Origin of the sequence: Planomonospora sp. ID67723 (assembly GCF_015711605.1) — a bacterium.
Taxonomy (GTDB): domain Bacteria; phylum Actinomycetota; class Actinomycetes; order Streptosporangiales; family Streptosporangiaceae; genus Planomonospora_A.
The window spans coordinates 352,122-370,043 of record NZ_JABTEZ010000006.1; the positions used below are offsets into that span (position 1 = coordinate 352,122).

Annotated in this window: 19 protein-coding genes; 13 read left to right on the forward strand and 6 right to left on the reverse strand. The window is 71.4% G+C overall.

The features are described 5' to 3' along the window. Positions 1-22 precede the first annotated feature (22 nt). Together HS041_RS36225 and HS041_RS36230 are read left to right on the forward strand one after the other, a co-directional pair. Positions 23-688, forward strand: coding sequence for an alpha/beta fold hydrolase (locus tag HS041_RS36225; protein ID WP_196445395.1), 666 nt, complete (start codon positions 23-25; stop codon positions 686-688). A 386-nt stretch (positions 689-1,074) separates the two neighbouring features. After that, complete coding sequence (locus HS041_RS36230) at positions 1,075-2,010, forward strand: cellulose binding domain-containing protein (protein WP_307845622.1); 936 nt, start codon at positions 1,075-1,077, stop codon at positions 2,008-2,010. 66 nt (positions 2,011-2,076) lie between these two features. On the opposite strand, the gene HS041_RS36235 is transcribed toward HS041_RS36230, so the two are convergent. Further along, complete coding sequence (locus HS041_RS36235; RefSeq protein ID WP_196445501.1) at positions 2,077-2,328, reverse strand: barstar family protein; 252 nt, start codon at positions 2,326-2,328, stop codon at positions 2,077-2,079. A gap of 53 nt (positions 2,329-2,381) precedes the next feature. Here HS041_RS36235 and HS041_RS36240 point away from each other — a divergent pair, with 53 nt between their 5' ends. The 7 genes from HS041_RS36240 to HS041_RS36265 all read left to right on the forward strand — a co-directional run bounded on the left by HS041_RS36240 (position 2,382) and on the right by HS041_RS36265 (position 9,288). Continuing rightward, positions 2,382-2,930 (forward strand): YciI family protein, encoded by a 549-nt coding sequence (locus tag HS041_RS36240; RefSeq protein ID WP_196445396.1) that lies wholly within the window; start codon positions 2,382-2,384, stop codon positions 2,928-2,930. Positions 2,931-3,171: 241 nt separating this feature from the next. Next, complete coding sequence (locus tag HS041_RS36245) at positions 3,172-4,047, forward strand: GNAT family N-acetyltransferase (protein ID WP_196445397.1); 876 nt, start codon at positions 3,172-3,174, stop codon at positions 4,045-4,047. A 512-nt stretch (positions 4,048-4,559) separates the two neighbouring features. Then, positions 4,560-5,375, forward strand: a complete 816-nt coding sequence (locus HS041_RS36250) for a CPBP family intramembrane glutamic endopeptidase (protein ID WP_196445398.1) — start codon at positions 4,560-4,562, stop codon at positions 5,373-5,375. Between the two features lie 507 nt (positions 5,376-5,882). Further along, on the forward strand, positions 5,883-6,056 hold the full coding sequence (locus tag HS041_RS36255; protein ID WP_196445399.1) for a hypothetical protein: 174 nt from the start codon (positions 5,883-5,885) through the stop codon (positions 6,054-6,056). Between the two features lie 40 nt (positions 6,057-6,096). Next, a complete protein-coding gene (locus HS041_RS39640; RefSeq protein ID WP_255530242.1) occupies positions 6,097-6,225 on the forward strand; it encodes a hypothetical protein in 129 nt (42 codons plus the stop codon). 353 nt (positions 6,226-6,578) lie between these two features. Continuing rightward, positions 6,579-8,657, forward strand: coding sequence for a sensor histidine kinase (locus tag HS041_RS36260; protein ID WP_196445400.1), 2,079 nt, complete (start codon positions 6,579-6,581; stop codon positions 8,655-8,657). Between the two features lie 382 nt (positions 8,658-9,039). Next, positions 9,040-9,288, forward strand: a complete 249-nt coding sequence (locus HS041_RS36265) for a hypothetical protein (protein WP_196445401.1) — start codon at positions 9,040-9,042, stop codon at positions 9,286-9,288. A 284-nt stretch (positions 9,289-9,572) separates the two neighbouring features. On the opposite strand, the gene HS041_RS36270 is transcribed toward HS041_RS36265, so the two are convergent. Beyond that, positions 9,573-10,190 carry a TetR/AcrR family transcriptional regulator gene (locus tag HS041_RS36270; protein ID WP_196445402.1) on the reverse strand — a complete coding sequence of 206 codons (618 nt, stop codon included), beginning with the start codon at positions 10,188-10,190 and terminating at the stop codon, positions 9,573-9,575. Positions 10,191-10,235: 45 nt separating this feature from the next. Between HS041_RS36270 and HS041_RS36275 the strand changes: the two genes are divergently transcribed. Further along, positions 10,236-10,724, forward strand: coding sequence for an SRPBCC family protein (locus HS041_RS36275; protein WP_196445403.1), 489 nt, complete (start codon positions 10,236-10,238; stop codon positions 10,722-10,724). A gap of 168 nt (positions 10,725-10,892) precedes the next feature. Here HS041_RS36275 and HS041_RS36280 read toward each other — a convergent pair whose 3' ends face one another. Together HS041_RS36280 and HS041_RS36285 are read right to left on the reverse strand one after the other, a co-directional pair. Then, the gene (locus HS041_RS36280; RefSeq protein ID WP_307845623.1) at positions 10,893-11,843 is read right to left on the reverse strand and encodes a siderophore-interacting protein; all 951 of its coding nucleotides are present in this window, start codon (positions 11,841-11,843) and stop codon (positions 10,893-10,895) included. 53 nt (positions 11,844-11,896) lie between these two features. Continuing rightward, a complete protein-coding gene (locus tag HS041_RS36285; protein WP_196445404.1) occupies positions 11,897-12,715 on the reverse strand; it encodes a CHAP domain-containing protein in 819 nt (272 codons plus the stop codon). A 341-nt stretch (positions 12,716-13,056) separates the two neighbouring features. On the opposite strand from HS041_RS36285, the gene HS041_RS36290 reads away from it, so the two are divergent. Continuing rightward, positions 13,057-13,506, forward strand: coding sequence for a hypothetical protein (locus HS041_RS36290; protein ID WP_196445405.1), 450 nt, complete (start codon positions 13,057-13,059; stop codon positions 13,504-13,506). A gap of 17 nt (positions 13,507-13,523) precedes the next feature. Here the strand turns inward: HS041_RS36290 and HS041_RS36295 are convergent, their stop codons facing one another. Further along, the gene (locus HS041_RS36295; protein WP_307845624.1) at positions 13,524-14,363 is read right to left on the reverse strand and encodes an alpha/beta fold hydrolase; all 840 of its coding nucleotides are present in this window, start codon (positions 14,361-14,363) and stop codon (positions 13,524-13,526) included. A gap of 182 nt (positions 14,364-14,545) precedes the next feature. Between HS041_RS36295 and HS041_RS36300 the strand changes: the two genes are divergently transcribed. Next, the gene (locus HS041_RS36300; RefSeq protein ID WP_196445407.1) at positions 14,546-15,925 is read left to right on the forward strand and encodes a cytochrome P450; all 1,380 of its coding nucleotides are present in this window, start codon (positions 14,546-14,548) and stop codon (positions 15,923-15,925) included. Here HS041_RS36300 and HS041_RS36305 read toward each other — a convergent pair. Then, positions 15,821-17,359 (reverse strand): FAD-dependent oxidoreductase, encoded by a 1,539-nt coding sequence (locus HS041_RS36305; RefSeq protein WP_196445408.1) that lies wholly within the window; start codon positions 17,357-17,359, stop codon positions 15,821-15,823. The genes HS041_RS36300 and HS041_RS36305 overlap by 105 nt on opposite strands. Positions 17,360-17,520: 161 nt before the next feature. Between HS041_RS36305 and HS041_RS36310 the strand changes: the two genes are divergently transcribed. Continuing rightward, positions 17,521-17,799, forward strand: coding sequence for an ABC transporter ATP-binding protein (locus HS041_RS36310; RefSeq protein ID WP_196445409.1), 279 nt, complete (start codon positions 17,521-17,523; stop codon positions 17,797-17,799). Positions 17,800-17,922 lie beyond the last annotated feature (123 nt).

Here is a 17,922-nt window from a genome sequence, read left to right on the forward strand (position 1 = left end):
CACCGGAGAGGACGGCAAGACGATGGCCACGTTCGTTCTGATCCACGGCGGCGGGGGCGTCGCCTGGCAGTGGCACCTGCTCGATCCCGAGCTGCGCGCACGGGGGCACGAGGTCGTCGCCGTCGACCTGCCGCTCGCGGAGGAGACGGCGGGGCTGGCCGAGCTCGCCGACGCGGTGGTCGACGCCGTCGGCGAGCGCACCGACCTGGTCGTGGTGGCCCACTCCTGGGGCGGGTTCGTCGGCCCGCTGGTGTGCGACCGGGTCCGGGCCGATCTGCTGGTGCTGCTGGCGGGCATGATCCCCGCGCCGGGCGAGCCGCCGGGCGACTGGTGGACCGAGACCGGTTTCGAGGACCCCGGGGGAGACGACCCGGTCGCGACGTTCTGCCACGACCTCCCGCCGGAGCTGGCCGCCGAGGTCATGGGACGCGGCCAGGGCCACGCCGAGCGCTCGCTGGTCGAGCCCTGGCCGCTGCAGGCCTGGCCCGACGTGCCGACCAGGCTCCTGATCTGCCGCGACGACCGGTTCTTCCGCCCGGAGTTCATGCGCGAGGTCGCACGCGAGCGCCTGGGCATCACACCCGACGAGATCGGCGGCAGTCACATGGTCATGCTCTCCCGCCCGCAGGAGCTGGCCGCCCGCCTCGACGACTACGCCCGCCGGGCCCGAGGGCCGCGTCAGAAGTAGATCAAGGACTGGCGGGCTCGACGGGGTGCCGGGCGCGGCGGAGCCGCCGGCCGGGAGCCGCCCGAGCCTTCCGGGGGGCGTCACCCTGTCGCCCGGGCGGGGACGGCTGAAACTTACAGGCCCTCGGCAGACCGCGCCGCAGGTCGGCGCGATGCCGGTGGACCGGCCGCTTCCCGTTTCCCGATGGGCTGCCTACCATCGGCGCGGGCGACGGCAAGGAGCGGAAATGCGATGGAGTAAGGCGATTGCGACGGTTCTGGCGGCGGCGGTCGCCGGCCTCGGACTCCTCCTGGCGGGTACGGCGAGCACCGCCCTGTCCGCCGGGGCCGAGGCGACCAGGATCATGGCGTTGGGAGACTCGATCACCGGTTCACCCGGCTGCTGGCGTGCCCTGCTCTGGCAGCGGCTCCAGGCGGCAGGCCTCACGGACGTGGACTTCGTCGGCACGCTGCCCCCCCCAGGGGTGCGGCTTCGCCCACGACGGCGAGAACGAGGGCCACGGCGGCGCCCTGGTCACCAATGTGGCCGACCAGAACCAGCTTCCCGCCTGGCTGTCGGCCGCCCGTCCCGACATCGTGCTGATGCACTTCGGCACCAACGACGTGTGGAGCAACCGCTCTCCCTCGACCATCCTGGCCGCCTACGGCAAGCTGGTCGACCAGATGCGCGCGAGCAACCCCGACATGAAGGTCCTGGTCGCCCAGATCATCCCTATGAACCCCAGCTCGTGCGGCGAATGCGCCCGGCGCGTGTCGGCGCTCAACGCCGCGATCCCCGGCTGGGCCGCGGACAAGACCACCGCCAGGTCGCCCATCGTGGTGGTCGACCAGTGGACGGGCTTCGACACCTCCACCGACACCGGCGACGGCGTGCACCCCGACGCGTCGGGGGACCGGAAGATCGCCGACCGGTGGTTCCCCGCTCTGACCCCCCTGCTCGGGCCCGCGTCGACGGCCACCCCGACCGTTACCCCCACCCCGACCGTTACCCCCACCCCCACTCCCACGGCCACCCCCACCACAGGCGGTGGCTGCACGGCCACGTACAAAGTCGTCAACCAGTGGCCGGGCGGCTTCCAGGGCGATGTGACCGTCAAGAACACGGGCACCTCGCCGATCACCGGCTGGACCGCGAACTGGACCTCGGGTGAGGAGCGGGTGAGTCAGGTGTGGAACGCCACGGTCACGCAGTCAGGCTCCGCCGTGACCGCGAAGAACGTCTCCTGGAACGGCTCCCTGGCGGCGGGGACGAGCACCTCCTTCGGCTTCACCGCCGCAGGCTCCGCCCCCGCCGCTCCCCAGGTGTCCTGCACGGCCGGGTGAGCCCGGCACCCATGCGCACGGATCCGAGGGCCGCGCCGATCGCAGGACGCGACCGGCGCGGCCGCCTCACCGGGGGACCGCCTCTTGCAGGCCGATCGCCGGGCCCCAGGTCCGCTGGGTGTAGGGCGGACGGTCATAGCCCGGCACGAGGTGGCGGCGGGCCCCCTCGGCGTGGCGCCGGATGAGCCGGAACGGCGGCCGGGCGCCCCACCGGCCGCGCAGGCAGTCATCGAGCGCGGCGAGGTTCCAGCCGAAGTAGCCGCCGGGACCGTTGATCGCCTCGCCCAGGGCGCAGTACGGCCACCGCGGACGGCCGATGGCTCAGATGACCGGAATGGAGATGTCGCTGCGGTCCATGGTAGCTACTCGGCATGGAGTTCTTCTGTTACCACCGTGATCGCCCCGGCTCCGCGACCCTCCGCGACCAGTTGGTGGAGGAGCACTGGTCCTACATGGACCGGTACTCAGCGGAGCTGATCGCCCGCGGCCCCACTTTAACCCCCGACGGCGAGACGGCCACCGGCAGCGTGCACATCGTCGACCTGCCGGACCTCGCCACCGCACGCGCATTCGTCTTCGATGAGCCCAACTACCAGGCCGGTGTGTACCGGGACGTGGTGTTGCGCCGATGGCGCAACGTGCTGGGGCGCACCATGTGGGATTTCCCCGGCGGCAGGGACGGCGGCAACCGGTATCTGGTGCTGGGCCTCGGCTCCGGACAGGCTGCCGACCTTGTCCCGCCGCCCGACCGGGACGAGCTGATCGCGTACGGGCCGCTGCTGTCCGACGACAGCACCACCTGGCTGGGTACGGCGGCACTGGTCCGGGCGCCGGACCCGGACGCGGCACGCGCCATCCTGACCCTGGACCGGTACGCCGACATCGAGGTCCACGACTGGCAGTTCGGCGGGCGACGGTAATGAGCACGTGACCGTCGTCGAGGAGGGGCCAGAACTCGGGCTCTGGCTCGCTCTCGGTGATCGGTGGCCAGGGTGAGCTCCCCCATGGGGGATTGTTCTCCTCAGCGGTCATCGAGTAGGTTTCTGGCACGCCGATGAGCTGGAAGGAGGTCAGAACACCATGTCCGATGTTCTGCGCCCTTCCCGCATCCCGGCGTACTCGCGGGTCTGACCGGGGCGCTCGCTGCCAAAGGATCACGCCTTGACCGATCTGGTCATACGTCCGCTCGTCGCGGGCGAGGAAAACCTGTTCACATCAATGCCCGACCCACTGCCCGAGGTGCCCAAGAACAGCTACATCGACGGCATCGCCAGCGGCGGCTATCGGCCGGAGCGCACCTGGGTTGCCCTGCGCGGCGGCCAGGTGGTCGGCCGCGCCGCCTGGGTCCTGCCGCCGGGTTCGGTCGGCCGCCCGTGGCTGGAATGGTTCGATCTGAGCGCCGAGCCCGAAGTGGGCGCCGAGCTGCTGCGAGCTGCGCACGCGACGCTCGGCGGTCCGACGCTCTACCACGCCGCGATGCCACCGAACTGGCGGCACGAGCCGGCTGCCATGCCGCCGATGGCGGCCGCGCGGCTCGCCGGGCTGGCCGAGCAGGGCGAACGGCTGCGTTTTGCCTGGACCGGTACGCCGAGGGCGGTGCCACCGGGCCGGTACGCTTTCCGCCCGGCCACCGACCGTGCGGAGATCACCACACTGGTTGCCAGGACCGCTGCCCCGCAGATTCTGACCGGGGCGGAGACGGCCCGGGCGGTTGCCGGTATCGACTTGGCCACCGCCCCGTTGGCGTGGCTTCCCGGTCCGCCGCAGACTTGGCGGGTCGCCTTGCGCGACGGTGCACCGGTTGGCCTCGCAGCGGCTGCGGGCGACGTCTGTCACCCGATGATCGCCTATCTCGGTCTGACCGATCCGGACGCGCTGGACGCGCTGCTGGCCGACGTCGTCGCAGTGTTGCACGCCGGCGGCGCCCACGAGGTGGTGGCCGACGTGGACGCGTGCCTCGCAGGGGTGGTGGCCGGGCTGGAACGCGCTGGCTTCCGACCCGTGCGATCCCGGATCACCTTCACGCCTGTCGGATAGCCGCGCGTCGGCTCCGATGACGAGCCTGCTGACGGCCTCACCGGCTTCGACATCCGGTGAGGCCGTCAACGCTCGCCGACTACTGACATTCGCTGTCGCGCCTCGCCGGGCCTGCGCCGCGACCACGCCGGGGTGGCCGCCGGGCTGACACCGCCCCTACCGCAGCGGCGCGGTCGAGGGCATCGTCAACAAGATCAAATTTCTGGAGCGTCGGATGTTCGGTCGCGTCACCTTCGGCCTGCTCCGCATCCGCGTACTCCACTATCGCTGACCCCGCATCACGCTCTGTCGCCCAATCATCGAAAGCGGGCCAGAGCCGATTGTCGTCAGTGCCTCGCGCGGACTTGTCGTCAGTGATGCCGGGCGTCGTCGTGTCGTGCGCCGGTTGATGTCAATGACGCTCGGCACCACTGATCGCCGCACCCGCCATGACTTGTGCCTTCCACGGCGACTCGACGCCGTATCAGAGCGATGTCAGGTCCGTGTTAGGTGATAGGGCCACAGTTCTCGGCATGGATACAGCAATGCGGCCCTCGGCCGACACCCGAGGCGCCCAGCCAACAGGCTTCGTCGCCAAGCTCCTCGCCGAGCGTCACTCCATCCCGTTCTCCATCGCACTGCACCTGGCACCCGGCGCAGTCATCGTCGCGGTGTACGCGTTCATCGCCGCTCCCCTGGTCCGGACGATGGACTTCCCGATCTTCCTGGCCTGGGCCATCGCCCTTGCGGTTGTGCTCTTCCCGCTCCAGCTATTCCTGCTGTGGCTCGGCAGGAAGCAGACCGGCCGCTTCACGATGAAGGGCGTCATCCACTACCGCGACAAGCCGGTCTCGCGCGGCAAGGTCTTTTGGCTCGGGGCCGTGTGCCTGGTGTGGATGACCGTGGTCTCGCTCTCGCTGCTCCCGCTGGATGCCATCGTCTACGACTGGTTCTTCACCTGGGTGGACTACCAGGGCGCCGGCCCCGACGGCACCGCCTACCTGCAGGGCTACTCCCAGCAACTCGTGCTCACCACGCTGCTCATCTGCGCGCCGTTCACCGGCTTCACCCTGCCCCTGCTCGAGGAGTACTACTTCCGCGGCTTTCTGCTGCCCCGCCTCCCGCAGCTCGGCAAGTGGGCTCCGTTCTTCAACACCTTCTTCTTCTCGGTGTACCACTTCTGGGCGCCTTGGACGGTCCTGTCGAAGCTCGTCTTCCTCTACCCGGGCGTCTGGCTCGCCTGGAAGAAGCAGGACATCCGCATCTCGATCGCCATGCACCCCGGTTCGGCGCTGCTGATGACCGTGGTCGGCGTCATCGCCCTCGCCTCCGGCGCCTACTCGATGTGAGACCGTTCAAACGAGGGTGCCGTCCGCCGGCCGGATGCGTCGCTCCGGAGCGGGTAGCAAGCGCACTGAGCAGGCCGGCCCCGGGCTGCTCGCGGCGCCGGATGCGTTGGTGGAGCCAGACCTCGGGGCGACCTGGCGGCGGCCGTGGGTGGCGGGCCTGCTCGAGTCCAGCCGGGATCCTGGGACATCGCTGCGGGCGACCCCAGCCACTGTTGCCCACCCGGTTGTTGCCAGTGATCATGTGCCTGGCTGATGTCAGTACGGATCCCCCATCCGCCGCCGCACTGGACGAGGTACGGGATCTCCTCTCCAGTTCGGCACGGGGTAGCGGAACCCAGCGTCGATGGCGATACCGGTCTGGTACCTGTACGAGCCCGGCGGCGACATCGCCTTCATCACCGCCCGGGACAGTCGCAAGATGGAGCTGGTCCGGAAGGCGGGCCGGGTGAGCCTGGTCGCGCAGGACGGGGAGCCGTCCTACCGGTACGCCTCGGTGGAGGGCCGGTCGTGGCGGTCCAGGACCCGGTACGGCCGGAAGATCGCAGAACGCTGGCCGAGCGCTACCTGGGCCCCGAAGGCGCCGCGCAGTACCTTGAGGCCACGAAGGATGTCGCCGGCACCATGGTCATGGTCCGCGTGCGCCCGGAGCGCTGGTACACCCGGGACTACACCAAGCGGTAAGCGGTCCGCGCCCGGCCAACACGAGCTGGATCGACCGGTCGTGGTCGTCGTCGCGGTGCCCGAACGGGATGCCCGCGGCGGTCAACGCGGCGGCACGGCCGATGACCTCGAACGCTTCGGCTTCCGTGCCGCCGAGCACGACGGTCGGGACGCCGACAGGGGACTCTGATCCGTCTGCTGGCAACGCTGTGAACTGCATACTCCAAGCCAGCTAGCTAGCAAAGAGGGATGTATCCGACTGCGAGGCCTAAAGTGTCCATTTTATGGAAAGTTGACCATTATCACTCGATCTGAGTCATAGGGCCGGTTTTGTCAGCCATCTGAGCCACTTGTTGAGCGCAGAAGACGCCGTGGCTGAGCGGTGGGGTTGCGATCGGGGGCAGGGGGGACGAGAAGGGTGCTGGTGATGTCGGGGGGATGAGCGTCATGGGCGGGCAGCCAGAGCAGGATGAGGATCGGCCGCTGGATCCTTCGGGACCGCAGGCACCGGCAGGGGAACCGGATCCTGCCGCCCTAGCCCGCATGCCGCCGGAGCGGCAGCAGATGTTCCTGCACACCCTGCTCGACAGCCTGGCCTCGGGGGTGGTGGCCTGCGACGCCGACGGGTACGTGGTGGTGTTCAACCAGCCGATGCGCCAGTCCCGCCCGCACATCCCCGGCCTGCACATCCGCGACATCGCCGCCGCTTTTCACCTGTATGCCGCCGACGGGCGCACTCCGCTGAAGCCGCAGCAGGTGCCGCTGGCGCGGGCGCTGGCCGGGGAACACATTAACGCTGAGCAGGTGACCGTGCACCCGCCCGGCCGACGCCCGCACCGCTTCGCCGTCACCGGCCGGCCCATCGATGCCCCGGACGGGCAGCGCCTGGGCGCGATGGTGGTCCTGGACGACATCACCGAGACCCACCGGGCAGGCGTGCTGGCCGATGCCCAGCACGCGGTGGCCCACGTGCTGGCCGACGCCACCTCCGCCGAGCAGGCCGCCGTCGCCGTGGTCGCCGCGGTCACCGAGGCGCTGGGCTGGAGCTGCGGCGAGTACTGGCAGGTCACCCCCGACCAGGCGGCGATCGCCCGGATCGGCTCCTGGACGGCGCCGGGCCGGGATCTGTCGGCCTTCCTGGCCAGCCGGCCGGACATAATGCACCCCGGCCAGGGCGTGGCCGGCACCACGTGGGCCGGTGGCCATGAGCTGTGGATCAGTGACCTGGCCGATGATCCGCGCGCCATCATCAGCAAACAGCAGGCGCTGCAGGCCGGCCTGCGGGCCGCCATCGGCCTGCCGGTGCGCAGCGGGCGTCAGGTGCTGGGTGTGCTGACCTTCTTCACCGACACCGTCCAGCCGGCCGAGGACGACCTGACCAGGCTGCTGGATGGCATCTGCGCCCACGTCAGCCGGTACATGGAACGGCGCCGGGCTGAGGAGCTGGCCGCGGCGCTGGCCACCAGCCGCCGCCACTTCGAACAGGTCATCACCCAGATCAACGACAACGTGTGGACCGCCGAGGTCGCCCCCGACGGCTCGATGCACTCGGTGTACCAGAGCCAGAACGCCGCCCCGCTGCTCGGCCGCCCACTGCCCGAGGACGCGGATCTGGCCGAGGTGCTGGCCCGCCGCGTCCACCCCGACGACCGGACCGCCTACGCCGCCTTCACCGCGGCGCTGGGCCGCGGTGAGCGGGCCGACATCGAGTGCCGCATCCGTGGCTTGGACGACGTCATCCGGTGGATCTGGATCCGTGCCACCCCGCGCCGCGACGACGGCCGGTTGTTCATCGACGGCATCTCCACCGACGTGACCGAACGCCACCGCCTGGCCGAGCAGCGCGAGCAACTGCTGGTCCAGCAGCAACAGCAGGTGCGGCGGCTGCGGGAGATGGACCGGATGAAGGACGAGCTGATGGCGCTGGTCACCCACGAGCTGCGCAACCCGATCGGCGCCATCCGCGGCTACGCCGAGATGCTGGCCGACGATGCGGACCTGACCTCGGGCCAGCAGACGTTCGTCGACGTCATCGACCGTAAAAGCGCCCAGCTGCAACGTCTGGTCGACGACCTGCTGGACCTGGCCCGGCTGGACACCGGCCAGTTGTCCATCGACCTGCGGCCGGTCGATCTGGCCCGGCTGACCCGTCAGGCTCTGGAGGACCACCGGCCCGCCGCCCAGGTCAAACAGCTCACCCTCACCGCCGGGCTACCGGCGCGGCTGCCGATCCACGCCGATCCGCTGCGGCTGCGCCAGGTGCTGGACAACCTGCTGTCCAACGCGATCAAGTACACCCCCGACCAGGGTGCCGTCACCGTCACCGCCACCGCGGCGGCCGTCGGAAACGCCAGCCAGGACTCCGGCCAGGACGAGGATCAGTGTGCGATGGCCGTGCTCGCCGTCGCCGACACCGGTATCGGCATCCCGCCCGAGCAGTACGAGCACCTGTTCTCCCGGTTCTTCCGGGCCTCCACCGCCAAAGACGCCGGGATCAAGGGCACCGGTCTGGGCCTGGCCATCGTCCGCTCGATCGTCACCGCCCACGGCGGCACCATCACCGCCGCCCCTCGGGAGGGCGGCGGCACCGTCTTCACCGTCGCCCTGCCGGTGGAGCGGTGACGGGCGGCGTCTCCTGCTGCGGGCCTGCCGGTGTGCCCGGCCGAAGAGTCTTGCCCCAATGGCTCAGACCGGATGAGAAGGACGGCCGGTGTGTTTCTCGCGGGATCTGAGCCACCGCGGGTCACAGCGTTGCCTGGCTCGTGGCTCAGATCGTTTGAGAACGGACACCGGACCTGGGGGAAGGTCAACCCGCTGGGGCAGGACTCTGTCCAGCCCGGTCTGCCAGATCGCCCTCGCCCTCGGGCCTCGCTCGCGCCGAGCGCCGACAGGCCCGCACCGTGCCGCTCAGCCCCGCGCACCTGTCGTTCACCGGCTCCTCCGGAGCCGCTGGGACCGCACCGCTGCCAGGCTGTCAGGATGAGGGCCTCGAAGGGAGATGCGCATGGAAGACGACAGGGATGGGCTCGCCGTCGCTTTCGCGGTGGCCGGCCAGCAGTTCCAGGAGGCGAGCAGCGGCTTCGACCTGGTGGTCGGGGAGGCGGAGAGGCTTCTCGCCCAGTACGGCCCCGCAGCGACGTGGACCCTGCTGACCAGCAGATACGCAGAGCAACTCGGCTGCACCACGCAGGACCAGCAGCATGCCGTCGAGATGCTCGTCGCTGCGGCCCTCCGGGCCGTGCAGGAAACCTGAACCTTCGTCTTCCGGGTCGACGCGCACATGTCCGCGGGTTCACGCGACCGCAGCCGGTGCCTCTCCGGGCCGATCAGTCCCGGTGCGTCCATCGGTCGCCGGCCAGAATCCCGCACCCGGCGGCGGAACGGCTCGTCATCGGCCTCACCGCCGCCCGGCCGTACGGTTGGACGCGTCTCGAACTCCCCGGTGAAATCCGGCACCGCAGAGCACCATGACCTCGTCCTCCTGTTGCAGGGGGGACGCGGCGGTGGCCGGCGACATCACCCGTCCGCTGCCCGCATTCAGGGCAGGAGCCCTTCGGGCTTCTCCTGCGGGTCGCCGCCTCCTGTGCGGTGCAGGAGCAGGGCGACGACGGACTCGACGTACCCGGCGGTTGCGCCGGGGCTGTCGATGGGCAGTGCGCCCGGCAGGCGGGCCATCATCTCGATGAGCCCGACATAGGCGGTGTGCGCCAGCGCCGCGCGGTGGACGGCTTCGGTCCGGGGGAACCCGACCTGCTCGAACAGCGAGACCAGGTACTGGACGCGCCGCTGCATCACCCGTCGCACGACGGCGGCCACCGGCTCGTGTCCGGCCGACGCCATGATGTTGGTCTCGCTCAGGTTCTGGCCGGCGCGGCGGGCCGCCTGGGTCAGCAATCTCCGCAGCCGCGCCTCGGGATCCGGCTCGGTCTCCAGGGTGCTGATCGCGGCCTCGGTGGAGCGCTGTTCCCACAGCGTCAGCGCGGCGGACACGAGTGCCTCGCGGTTGGCGTAGTGGGCGTAGAAGCTTCCCTTGGTGGTGCCGAGGCGGACGGCCAGCGGCTCGATGGCGACGGCCGCCACCCCGCCGGTGCCGAGCGCTTCGAGGGCCGCCTCCGCCCAGTCGTGGGCGGACAACCGCCGACGTCTGGAGGTCACGACAATACGGTACCGTATGAATACGCCACCGTATGGAGGATTCGGATGCGCAACATCCAGCACCGGCTCATCGACGCGCCCGCTGAGCGCCTGAGCACACTGCTGGACCGGCTGGGAACCGACGGCGACCGGCTCTGGCCGAAACCGGCGTGGCCGCCTCTCATCCTCGACGCGGGCCTGACTCCCGGCTCGCGCGGCGGTCACGGCCCGATCCGCTACAGCGTCACCGACTACGAACCTGGCCGCCGCGTCCGCCTGGCCTTCGATCCGGCTACGGGAATCGACGGCTACCACGAACTCCTCGTCACCGCCGAAGGCCCGGAGCGCTGCCGCCTCACCCACACGCTCACCGGCACCGCGCAGGGCCGCATGAGGATGCTGTGGCCACTGGTGATCCGCTGGATGCACGAGGCGCTGATGCACGACCTCTTCGACAACGCCGAACGCATCGCGGCCGGCCGCCTCAGCCGCCGTCCCGCACGCTGGTCGTTGTGGGTGCGTCTGCTGCGGCGAGCGCGGGGGGCTTCCCGGTGAACGCGCATGTCTCGCGGGCGGTCCGCTCCGCGTCGCGGACTCCGTCATCGCCGCCGGGGGCCGGCTGCGGGTGGCCGCGGGAACGGCGGGACCCGTCCGGAGCCGTGGGCGCGGGACGAGAACGGCGGGCCCCCATCGAGCCGCTCGCCCCGCCGACGGGGAGGAGCGTCAGCCGGCCTCGGATCGGCCCTGCCGCCAATAGCCCATGAACGCCACCGACGAGCGGTCGATCCCCGCCTCCTGCACCAGGAGGCGGCGCAGCGCCTTGACCACCCCGGCCTCCCCGGCCAGCCAGGCGTAGAACCCGTCGCCGCCGTGGGAGACCGGCTCGGGCACCTCCCAGAGGATCTCGGCGTCCACGTCGACGTCCTCCAGCGGGCCGGCCGCACCGCCGGACGCCTGGAGCCCGGAGAGGGCCTCCCGTACGGCGGGCACGAGCAGCTCGCCGTGGCGGGCCCCCTCGCGGGGCAGCCAGGCGACCTCGACCCCCGGCGGGACGCTGAGCGGGAGCGCGTCGGCGGCCTGCGGAACCTCCAGCAGCACCCGGGCCCGCACGTCCCCGGAGAGGGACTCGGCGATCGCGGCGATCGCCGGGACCGCGGTCTCGTCACCGGCCAGCAGCAGGCGGGCCGCCCCGGGCGGGGGAGCCCACTCCTGGCCGCCCGTCGGGCCATGGCAGGCGGCGTTGGGGCCGACCACGACGACCCGGTCACCGGGGGCGGCGTAGGTCGCCCAGCGGGAGGCGGGGCTGATGTCGCCGTGGAGGACGAAGTCCACGTCGAGCTCGCGCGGCGCCTGCCGCAGGGCGCGCACGGTATAGGTGCGGATCGGGTTGCGCAGCGCCTCCGGCAGCGCCCGCCACCGCAGGTACCAGTCGGCGCCGTCGCCGAGCGGGGTGAAGGTGCCGTCGGCCAGCGGGAGGATCACCTTGATCCGCTGGTCGAAGCCGTTGTCGGCGAAGCCGGCCAGGTCGTCGCCGGTGAAGGTGACCCGCACGAAGCTCGGGCTGAGCCGCGACGTCCGCAGGACCTGCAGGTGGAAGGGGCGGTAGGCGGGGATCTCCGCCGCCTCCTGCGCGGCGCCTTCGGCGGCCCGCTCCAGGGTCTGCTCGCTGCTCACGATGACTGCTTTCACTCGGAGATGCCGGTGAGAGCAACTTAGCTTTGCCTATCCTAATTAATCAACTCGGGAGGGGCGGGGGAACCCGTGCGGTCCTTCCCGGTTCCGGAGCCCCTGCGGGTCTCCTCGGCGCTCGCGGATCCGCCCGGGACGCGGGGCCGCTGGGCCCGCTGCGCGTGCCTGCGATGCCTGCCGCCGCCCGGGGGGCGGGGCTGCCAGCGGGCCACGAGGAAGGTCCAGCCCAGGACGAGGGCGATCAGCGTCCCCAGCGGCCCGGGTTCCAGGAGCGGGAACGTCCCCCCGGGGTTGTACAGGGTCAGTGAGACCGAGTCGGCGGCGGGAGAGGAGTGCACCTCCACCGCCTTCGGGCCGGGCTCCCGCACCTCCTGGGCGGAGCTCTGTGAGAGGCGCTCCTTGATCTGGCGCGGCAGGCCGTAGCCGACGACGTCGCTTTCGTCGCGGACCTTGCGCTTGAGCCAGACCCGGTCGACGTTGGCCTCGATGGTGTGGATCGTTCCACCCTCGACCCGCTCGACGACGCCGACGTGGTCGATGCCCTTGATGTCCTCGCCCCCGGCCCAGTCGAAGAAGACCAGTGCTCCCGGCTCCGGCGTGCTGGACCAGGCGCCCTGGGTCTCGAACCAGCGGGCGTGGGAGGGAGTCCAGGCGAACTGGCCGACGTACTGCTCGACCCCCGCCCGCTCCGCCGCCCAGGCGATGAACATGTCGCACCAGGGGGCCGTCCGGTACTGGGCGTCCTGGACGACCTCGGTGGAGTACCACTCGCCGAACTTGGTGTGCTGTCCGGGGCGCTCCCGGTATCCGAGCTCCGCCACCATGACCTTCAGCAGATCGTCGCCGATCGGATCCATGGCCGTCCGCCGCTCCGTCCCCTCGCCTCCGCCCTTCAGCGAAGGGGGTGGTCACCGTCCGATAACGCCGAACTTTATTCAGATAAACGTGGATAAGAAGGGCGATTAGGTTATGAATGCCGGATTCGATGGATGGCGAGACCTGGAGCGCCCCGTCGTCTACGATGTGCCGCCCTCGCCGGGCGCCTCTTGCTCCCAGGCGCCTGCCGGGTAAAAGGGCAGGGCCGCCGTCTCGGCGTGCGCCCACCGCAACCGATGCATGCCGACCACCTGCACCGGAACCCGCTGCGCCCTGGTCGAATAACATCTACCGACACCACGCGACGGGGACGGGTTTTCTGATGTTCGACGACAAGACGCAGGAGACCCTGCGCCGCCTGCTGGATCTCGCCGGACACGCCGCGACCCCACAGCCGGAGCGAGCCCTGGCCCTGGCCCGGGTACGTGCGCTGATCATGGTCCCGGAGGACGACGCCCGCCGCGCCCCGGTGACCCCGGCGATGGAGGCCGGCATCCTCCAGAAGATCAAGCCGCTGACCCGCCGGGTCGACGAGGAACTGGTCGAGGAGGTCCACGGCGACCTCTACGCCTTCAGCACCCGCTACCGCGTGATCGGCGAGGTCGCCGAGGAGATGACCCGCGTGCTCGAACGCTGGAGCACCGCCGTCCCCGCCAAGCGCCCCCGTCACGAGGAGGCCGTCCGCGTCGCCGCCGCCAAGCTCGCCTACCTCCTGCAGCGCCGCGACCTGTTCCGCTCGTCGCGGTGGAAGGGCGGATCCCGGCCCCGTTGACGTCGAGCGCCCGCGGATCAGGCGGTCCGCCCGTCCGCGACGGCGTGTTCGACGTGCTCGGCCACCAGCCGGGCCAGCAGGGCGGGGTGGGTCGCCGGGAGCCAGTGCCGGGCGCGTACCCGGCGGACCCGTGCTCCCGGTGCCCACCGGAGGGCGGTCTCGGCGGCCTCCGGCGTGACGTAGGCGTCCCGGGCCGGGATCACGAGCTGCACCGGGACCCCGGTGCGCCGCTCCAGCGGGCGGCGCAGGCGCGGGCGGACGTTGGCCCGGTAGAGTTCCAGGCCCGCCACCGCGTCGTGCCGGGAGGAGGGGCGGTGCCGCTCGGCGAGGGAGAGCAGCAGCCCGCCGAGCCCGGACCGCCAGGCCAGCTCCGGCAGGAGCGGCAACCGGAAGAACCCGATGTACCACGACGACAGCACCTGCCGGAGGGTCCGCAGGGGGCTCGCCTCCCGCATCCAGTGGCCCACGTGGTCGAGGGACGGCCCTGAGACCGAGGTGTAGGAGGCGAAGCGGTCCGGCGCCGTGCACACCGCCTCCCAGCCCTGGATGGATCCCCAGTCGTGCCCGACCAGGTGCACCGGCTCGCCGGGGCGCACCGCGTCGGCCACCGCCCGCAGGTCGGAGACCAGACGGGAGAGGACGTACGGCTCCCGTCCGCGCGGCCGGTCGGAGGCCCCCGCCCCCCGGACGTCGTAGGCCACCACGTGGAAGCGCCCGGCGAGTTCCGCCGCGACCCCCTCCCAGATCCGGTGGTCGTCGGGATAGCCGTGCACCAGGACCACGGTCGGCCGCGCCGGGTCGCCCCGCTCGTATACGGCCAGGCCGACGCCGTCGCCCTCGACCCGTCGCGCGGCCACGGGCTTCTCCGGAATTTTATTAGACATTATGTCAATAATGCGACCGCCCGGCACGCCGGTCAAGAGCGCGGAGGGCGGAACCGAGGGTGATGTCCCGTTGTGTGGGCCCGATGTTCCCGGGTACGGATCTCGCGTGTCGCATTCAAGGTGATGTATCGCATTCAAGGTGATAAGGGGGAGATGTGGGACGTATTGCTCGAGCATCGGTGGTGGACAGCCTGCGGCTGGGGGCGACGGTCCTGGCGCCCGTGCTGGCCCAGGGCGTCATCCTGCGGCGGCCTCGCATGACGGCCCTGGCGCAGGCCCTGGACGCCGACCGCCGGGCCGTACGCCTGCTGCACCGGATGCGCACCAAGTACGGCGGCGGGCCGCTGCTGGTGCGCATCCCGCTCCGGCCCCTGGCCCTCGTCCTCACCCCCGAGGACGTGCGGCGGGTGCTGACCGACACTCCCGAGCCGTTCGCCACCGACAACCGGGAGAAGCGGGCCGCGCTCGGTCACTTCGAGCCGGACGCGGTGCTGGTCTCGCACGGACGGCTGCGCGAGGACCGGCGGCGCTTCAACGAGACCGTCCTGGACAGCGGGCGGATCGTGCACCGGCTCTCGGACACCTTCCAGGCCGTGATCCGGGAGGAGGTCGGGCCGCTGGCGCAGGCGCCGACCCTGACCTGGGCGGAGTTCGCCCCCGCCTGGTGGCGCGCCGTGCGGCGGATCGTGCTGGGCGACGGCGCCCGCGACGACACCGAGCTCACCGACCTGCTCAACCGGCTGCGGGCCGACGCCAACTGGTCCTACGCCCGTCCTCGGCGGAGCGGGACGTACCGGCGTTTCACCTCCCGCCTCCGCATCCACCTCGACCGGGCCGAACCGGGCAGCCTGGCCGCCCTCGTGGCGCAGGCCCCCGTCTCGGAGCGGACCCGCCCGGAAGGTCAGGTGCCGCACTGGCTGTTCGCCTTCGACGCCGCGGGGATCGCGCTCTTCCGCGCACTGGCCCTGCTGGCGGTCCACCCGGAGCACGAGGACAGCGCCCGCGCCGAGACGGGCGGTCCGTCCGGCGAAGCGGGCCCCCCGGCCGAGAGGCCGTTCCTGCGCGCCTGCGTCCAGGAGTCGGTGCGGCTCTGGCCGACCACGCTGGCGATCCTGCGCGACAGCACCTCGGCCACGCACTGGGACGGTGGGACGCTGCCGAGGCAGACCCCGTTCCTGATCTTCAGCGCGTTCGTCAACCGGGACGAGGAGAGCGACCCGTCGGCCAACCGGTTCACCCCGCACATCTGGCTGAACGGCACCGCCGCCGACCGCTGGTCGATCGTCCCCTTCAGCCGGGGCGGGGCGCGGTGCGCGGGTGAGAACCTGGTCCTGGACGTCACCACGGGCACCCTCGCCGCGCTGCTCGCGAGAGGTCGTTTCCGGGTCGAGTCCCCGGGGTCGCTCGCATCCGACCGTGACCTGCCGTACTCACTCGACCACTTCACCCTGCGTTTCGCCGTCCGGCAGGTCGAACCGGTCGAGGGGCTTGGTGGCCGGTCCCTGCAGGACCGAGCCGTCCACGCCGAACCGTGAGCCGTGGCAGGGGCACTCCCAGGTGTGCTCGGCGTCGTTGAAACCCACCACGCATCCCAGGTGGGTGCAGATCGCCGAGACGGCGTGCACCCGGCCGTCCTCGTCGCGGTAGACCGCGCAGCGCTTCCCGCCCACCTTGAGGATCGCGCCCTGGCCGCGGCCGAGCCGCCCCACCTCGTCGGCAGGGCCGGCGCCCAGCCGGTCCCCGACGAAGTGCGCCGCGACGGAGGCCTGCATCTTCAGCGCCGGACCCGCCTCCCGGAGGGGGTGCAGCCGCCGTGGATCGTACAGCCGGGCCCAGGGCAGCTCCCGTCCGGCGATCAGCTCGGCGATCAGCAGGCCCGACATGACGCCGTTGCTCATGCCCCAGCCGCCGAAGCCGGTGGCGACGTAGGCGTGCCGGGCGCCGGGGTGCAGCGGGCCGACGAAGGGCAGGCCGTCGGTGGTGCTGTTGTCCTGGGCCGCCCAGCGGTAGGCGATGTCGGTCGCGCCGAACCGCTCGGCGGTCCACGCGGCCAGCCGCTCGAAGCGCTCTTCCACCCCGCCGGAACCGGGCTTGAACGGTTCGCCGGTGACGATGAGCAACCGCCGCCCCTGCCCGTACGGCGCCGTGCGGACCGAGCGCGTGTTCTGCTCGGAGGTGATGAACATGCCGCCGGGGTCGCGTCCTGCAGGGACGTCCGCGGCGACCACCAGCTCGCGCCGGGGCTCCATCCTGGTGAACAGCAGGGCCCGGTCGAAGACGGGGTAGTGGGTCGCGACGACGACGTCCCGGGCCGTGACCGTCACCCCGCCGGAGGTCCGCAGCCGGCACGGCTCGCCCTCGTCGAGCGCCACGACACGGCTGTCCTCGAAGACGAGCACGCCCCGGGAGGTCATCGCCTCGACGAGGCCGAGGAGGTACTTGCGCGGGTGGAACTGGGCCTGGCCGTCGACCCGGACCGCCCCGGTGATCGGGAAGGGCAACGGTGACTCGGTCGTGAACGAGGCGGGCAGCCCCGCCTCCGCCGCGGCCTCCGCCTCGGCGCGGAGCTCCGCGGTCCCGTCGGCCGACTCGGAGTAGGTGAACGCGGGAACCCGCTCCAGCTCGCAGTCGATCCCGAGCTCGGCGGCGGTCAGCGCCACGTGCTCGATCGCCTCCTGCTGGGAGTGGGCGTAGAGCCGGGCCGCGTCGGCCCCGGCCGACTTGCTCAGCTTCGCGTAGATCATGGTGTGCTGGGCCGAGAGTTTGGCCGTGGTGTGCCCGGTGACCCCTTCCGTCACCCGCCCGGCCTCCAGCACCGCCACCGACCGCCCCGCCCGGGTGAGCTCCCAGGCCGTGCTCAGCCCGGCGATCCCCGCGCCGACCACGGCCACGTCGACCTCGATGTCCCCGGTGAGCGCCGGGTACGGCTGGCCCGCCGCGGAGTCGATCCAGAAAGATTGCGTCGTCATGGCCTGTCCCTGCCCGGACGACGGGACATCTCACCCGGGGATCTCGCTCCGCGCGGCGGGAGACCGGGGCCGCGGGCCGCGGGCCCCCGCCGGAGACCCGCGAATAACCGGTTGTCCGCCGGGCGGACCGCCTGTACGACCCGACGGCGGGCGCCGTCCGGGTGGGGGACCTGGACCTGCGCGAGACCGAGGCCGCGTCGGTCCGGGCAAGGATCGGCGTCGTCACCCAGGACGTGCAGGTGTTCGCCGCCACCGTCCGGGACAACCTCACGCTGTTCCGGCCGGAGCCCGGCGACGAGCGCCTGCGGGCCGTGCTCGCCGAGGCCGGGCTGCTGGAGACCCGTCCGGAGATGCGGCGGCTGTGGTCGCTCCACCCGCTGGACGAGCAGGGGCCGGTACCGGGGTGTCCGTCTCATCGAGGACCTGCTGCTCAGAAGTGATTGAACCTGTGCCCCTCAACGCAAAAACAAACAAGGAATCACAAGCCTCGCTTCTAGCTGGTATAGACCAGTTTTATGAATGGGGGTGCGATGTTGCGAAACTGATACCGCCCGGTATGGACC

Coding starts and splice junctions, on each gene's coding strand:
- HS041_RS36265 (WP_196445401.1), top strand. CDS start 9,040: ATGGAAGACGACAGGGATGGGCTCGCCGTCGCTTTCGCGGTGGCCGGC.
- HS041_RS36260 (WP_196445400.1), top strand. CDS start 6,579: ATGCCGCCGGAGCGGCAGCAGATGTTCCTGCACACCCTGCTCGACAGC.
- HS041_RS36225 (WP_196445395.1), top strand. CDS start 23: ATGGCCACGTTCGTTCTGATCCACGGCGGCGGGGGCGTCGCCTGGCAG.
- HS041_RS36275 (WP_196445403.1), top strand. CDS start 10,236: ATGCGCAACATCCAGCACCGGCTCATCGACGCGCCCGCTGAGCGCCTG.
- HS041_RS36290 (WP_196445405.1), top strand. CDS start 13,057: ATGTTCGACGACAAGACGCAGGAGACCCTGCGCCGCCTGCTGGATCTC.
- HS041_RS36285 (WP_196445404.1), bottom strand. CDS start 12,715: ATGGATCCGATCGGCGACGATCTGCTGAAGGTCATGGTGGCGGAGCTC.
- HS041_RS36305 (WP_196445408.1), bottom strand. CDS start 17,359: ATGACGACGCAATCTTTCTGGATCGACTCCGCGGCGGGCCAGCCGTAC.
- HS041_RS36240 (WP_196445396.1), top strand. CDS start 2,382: ATGGAGTTCTTCTGTTACCACCGTGATCGCCCCGGCTCCGCGACCCTC.
- HS041_RS36250 (WP_196445398.1), top strand. CDS start 4,560: ATGGATACAGCAATGCGGCCCTCGGCCGACACCCGAGGCGCCCAGCCA.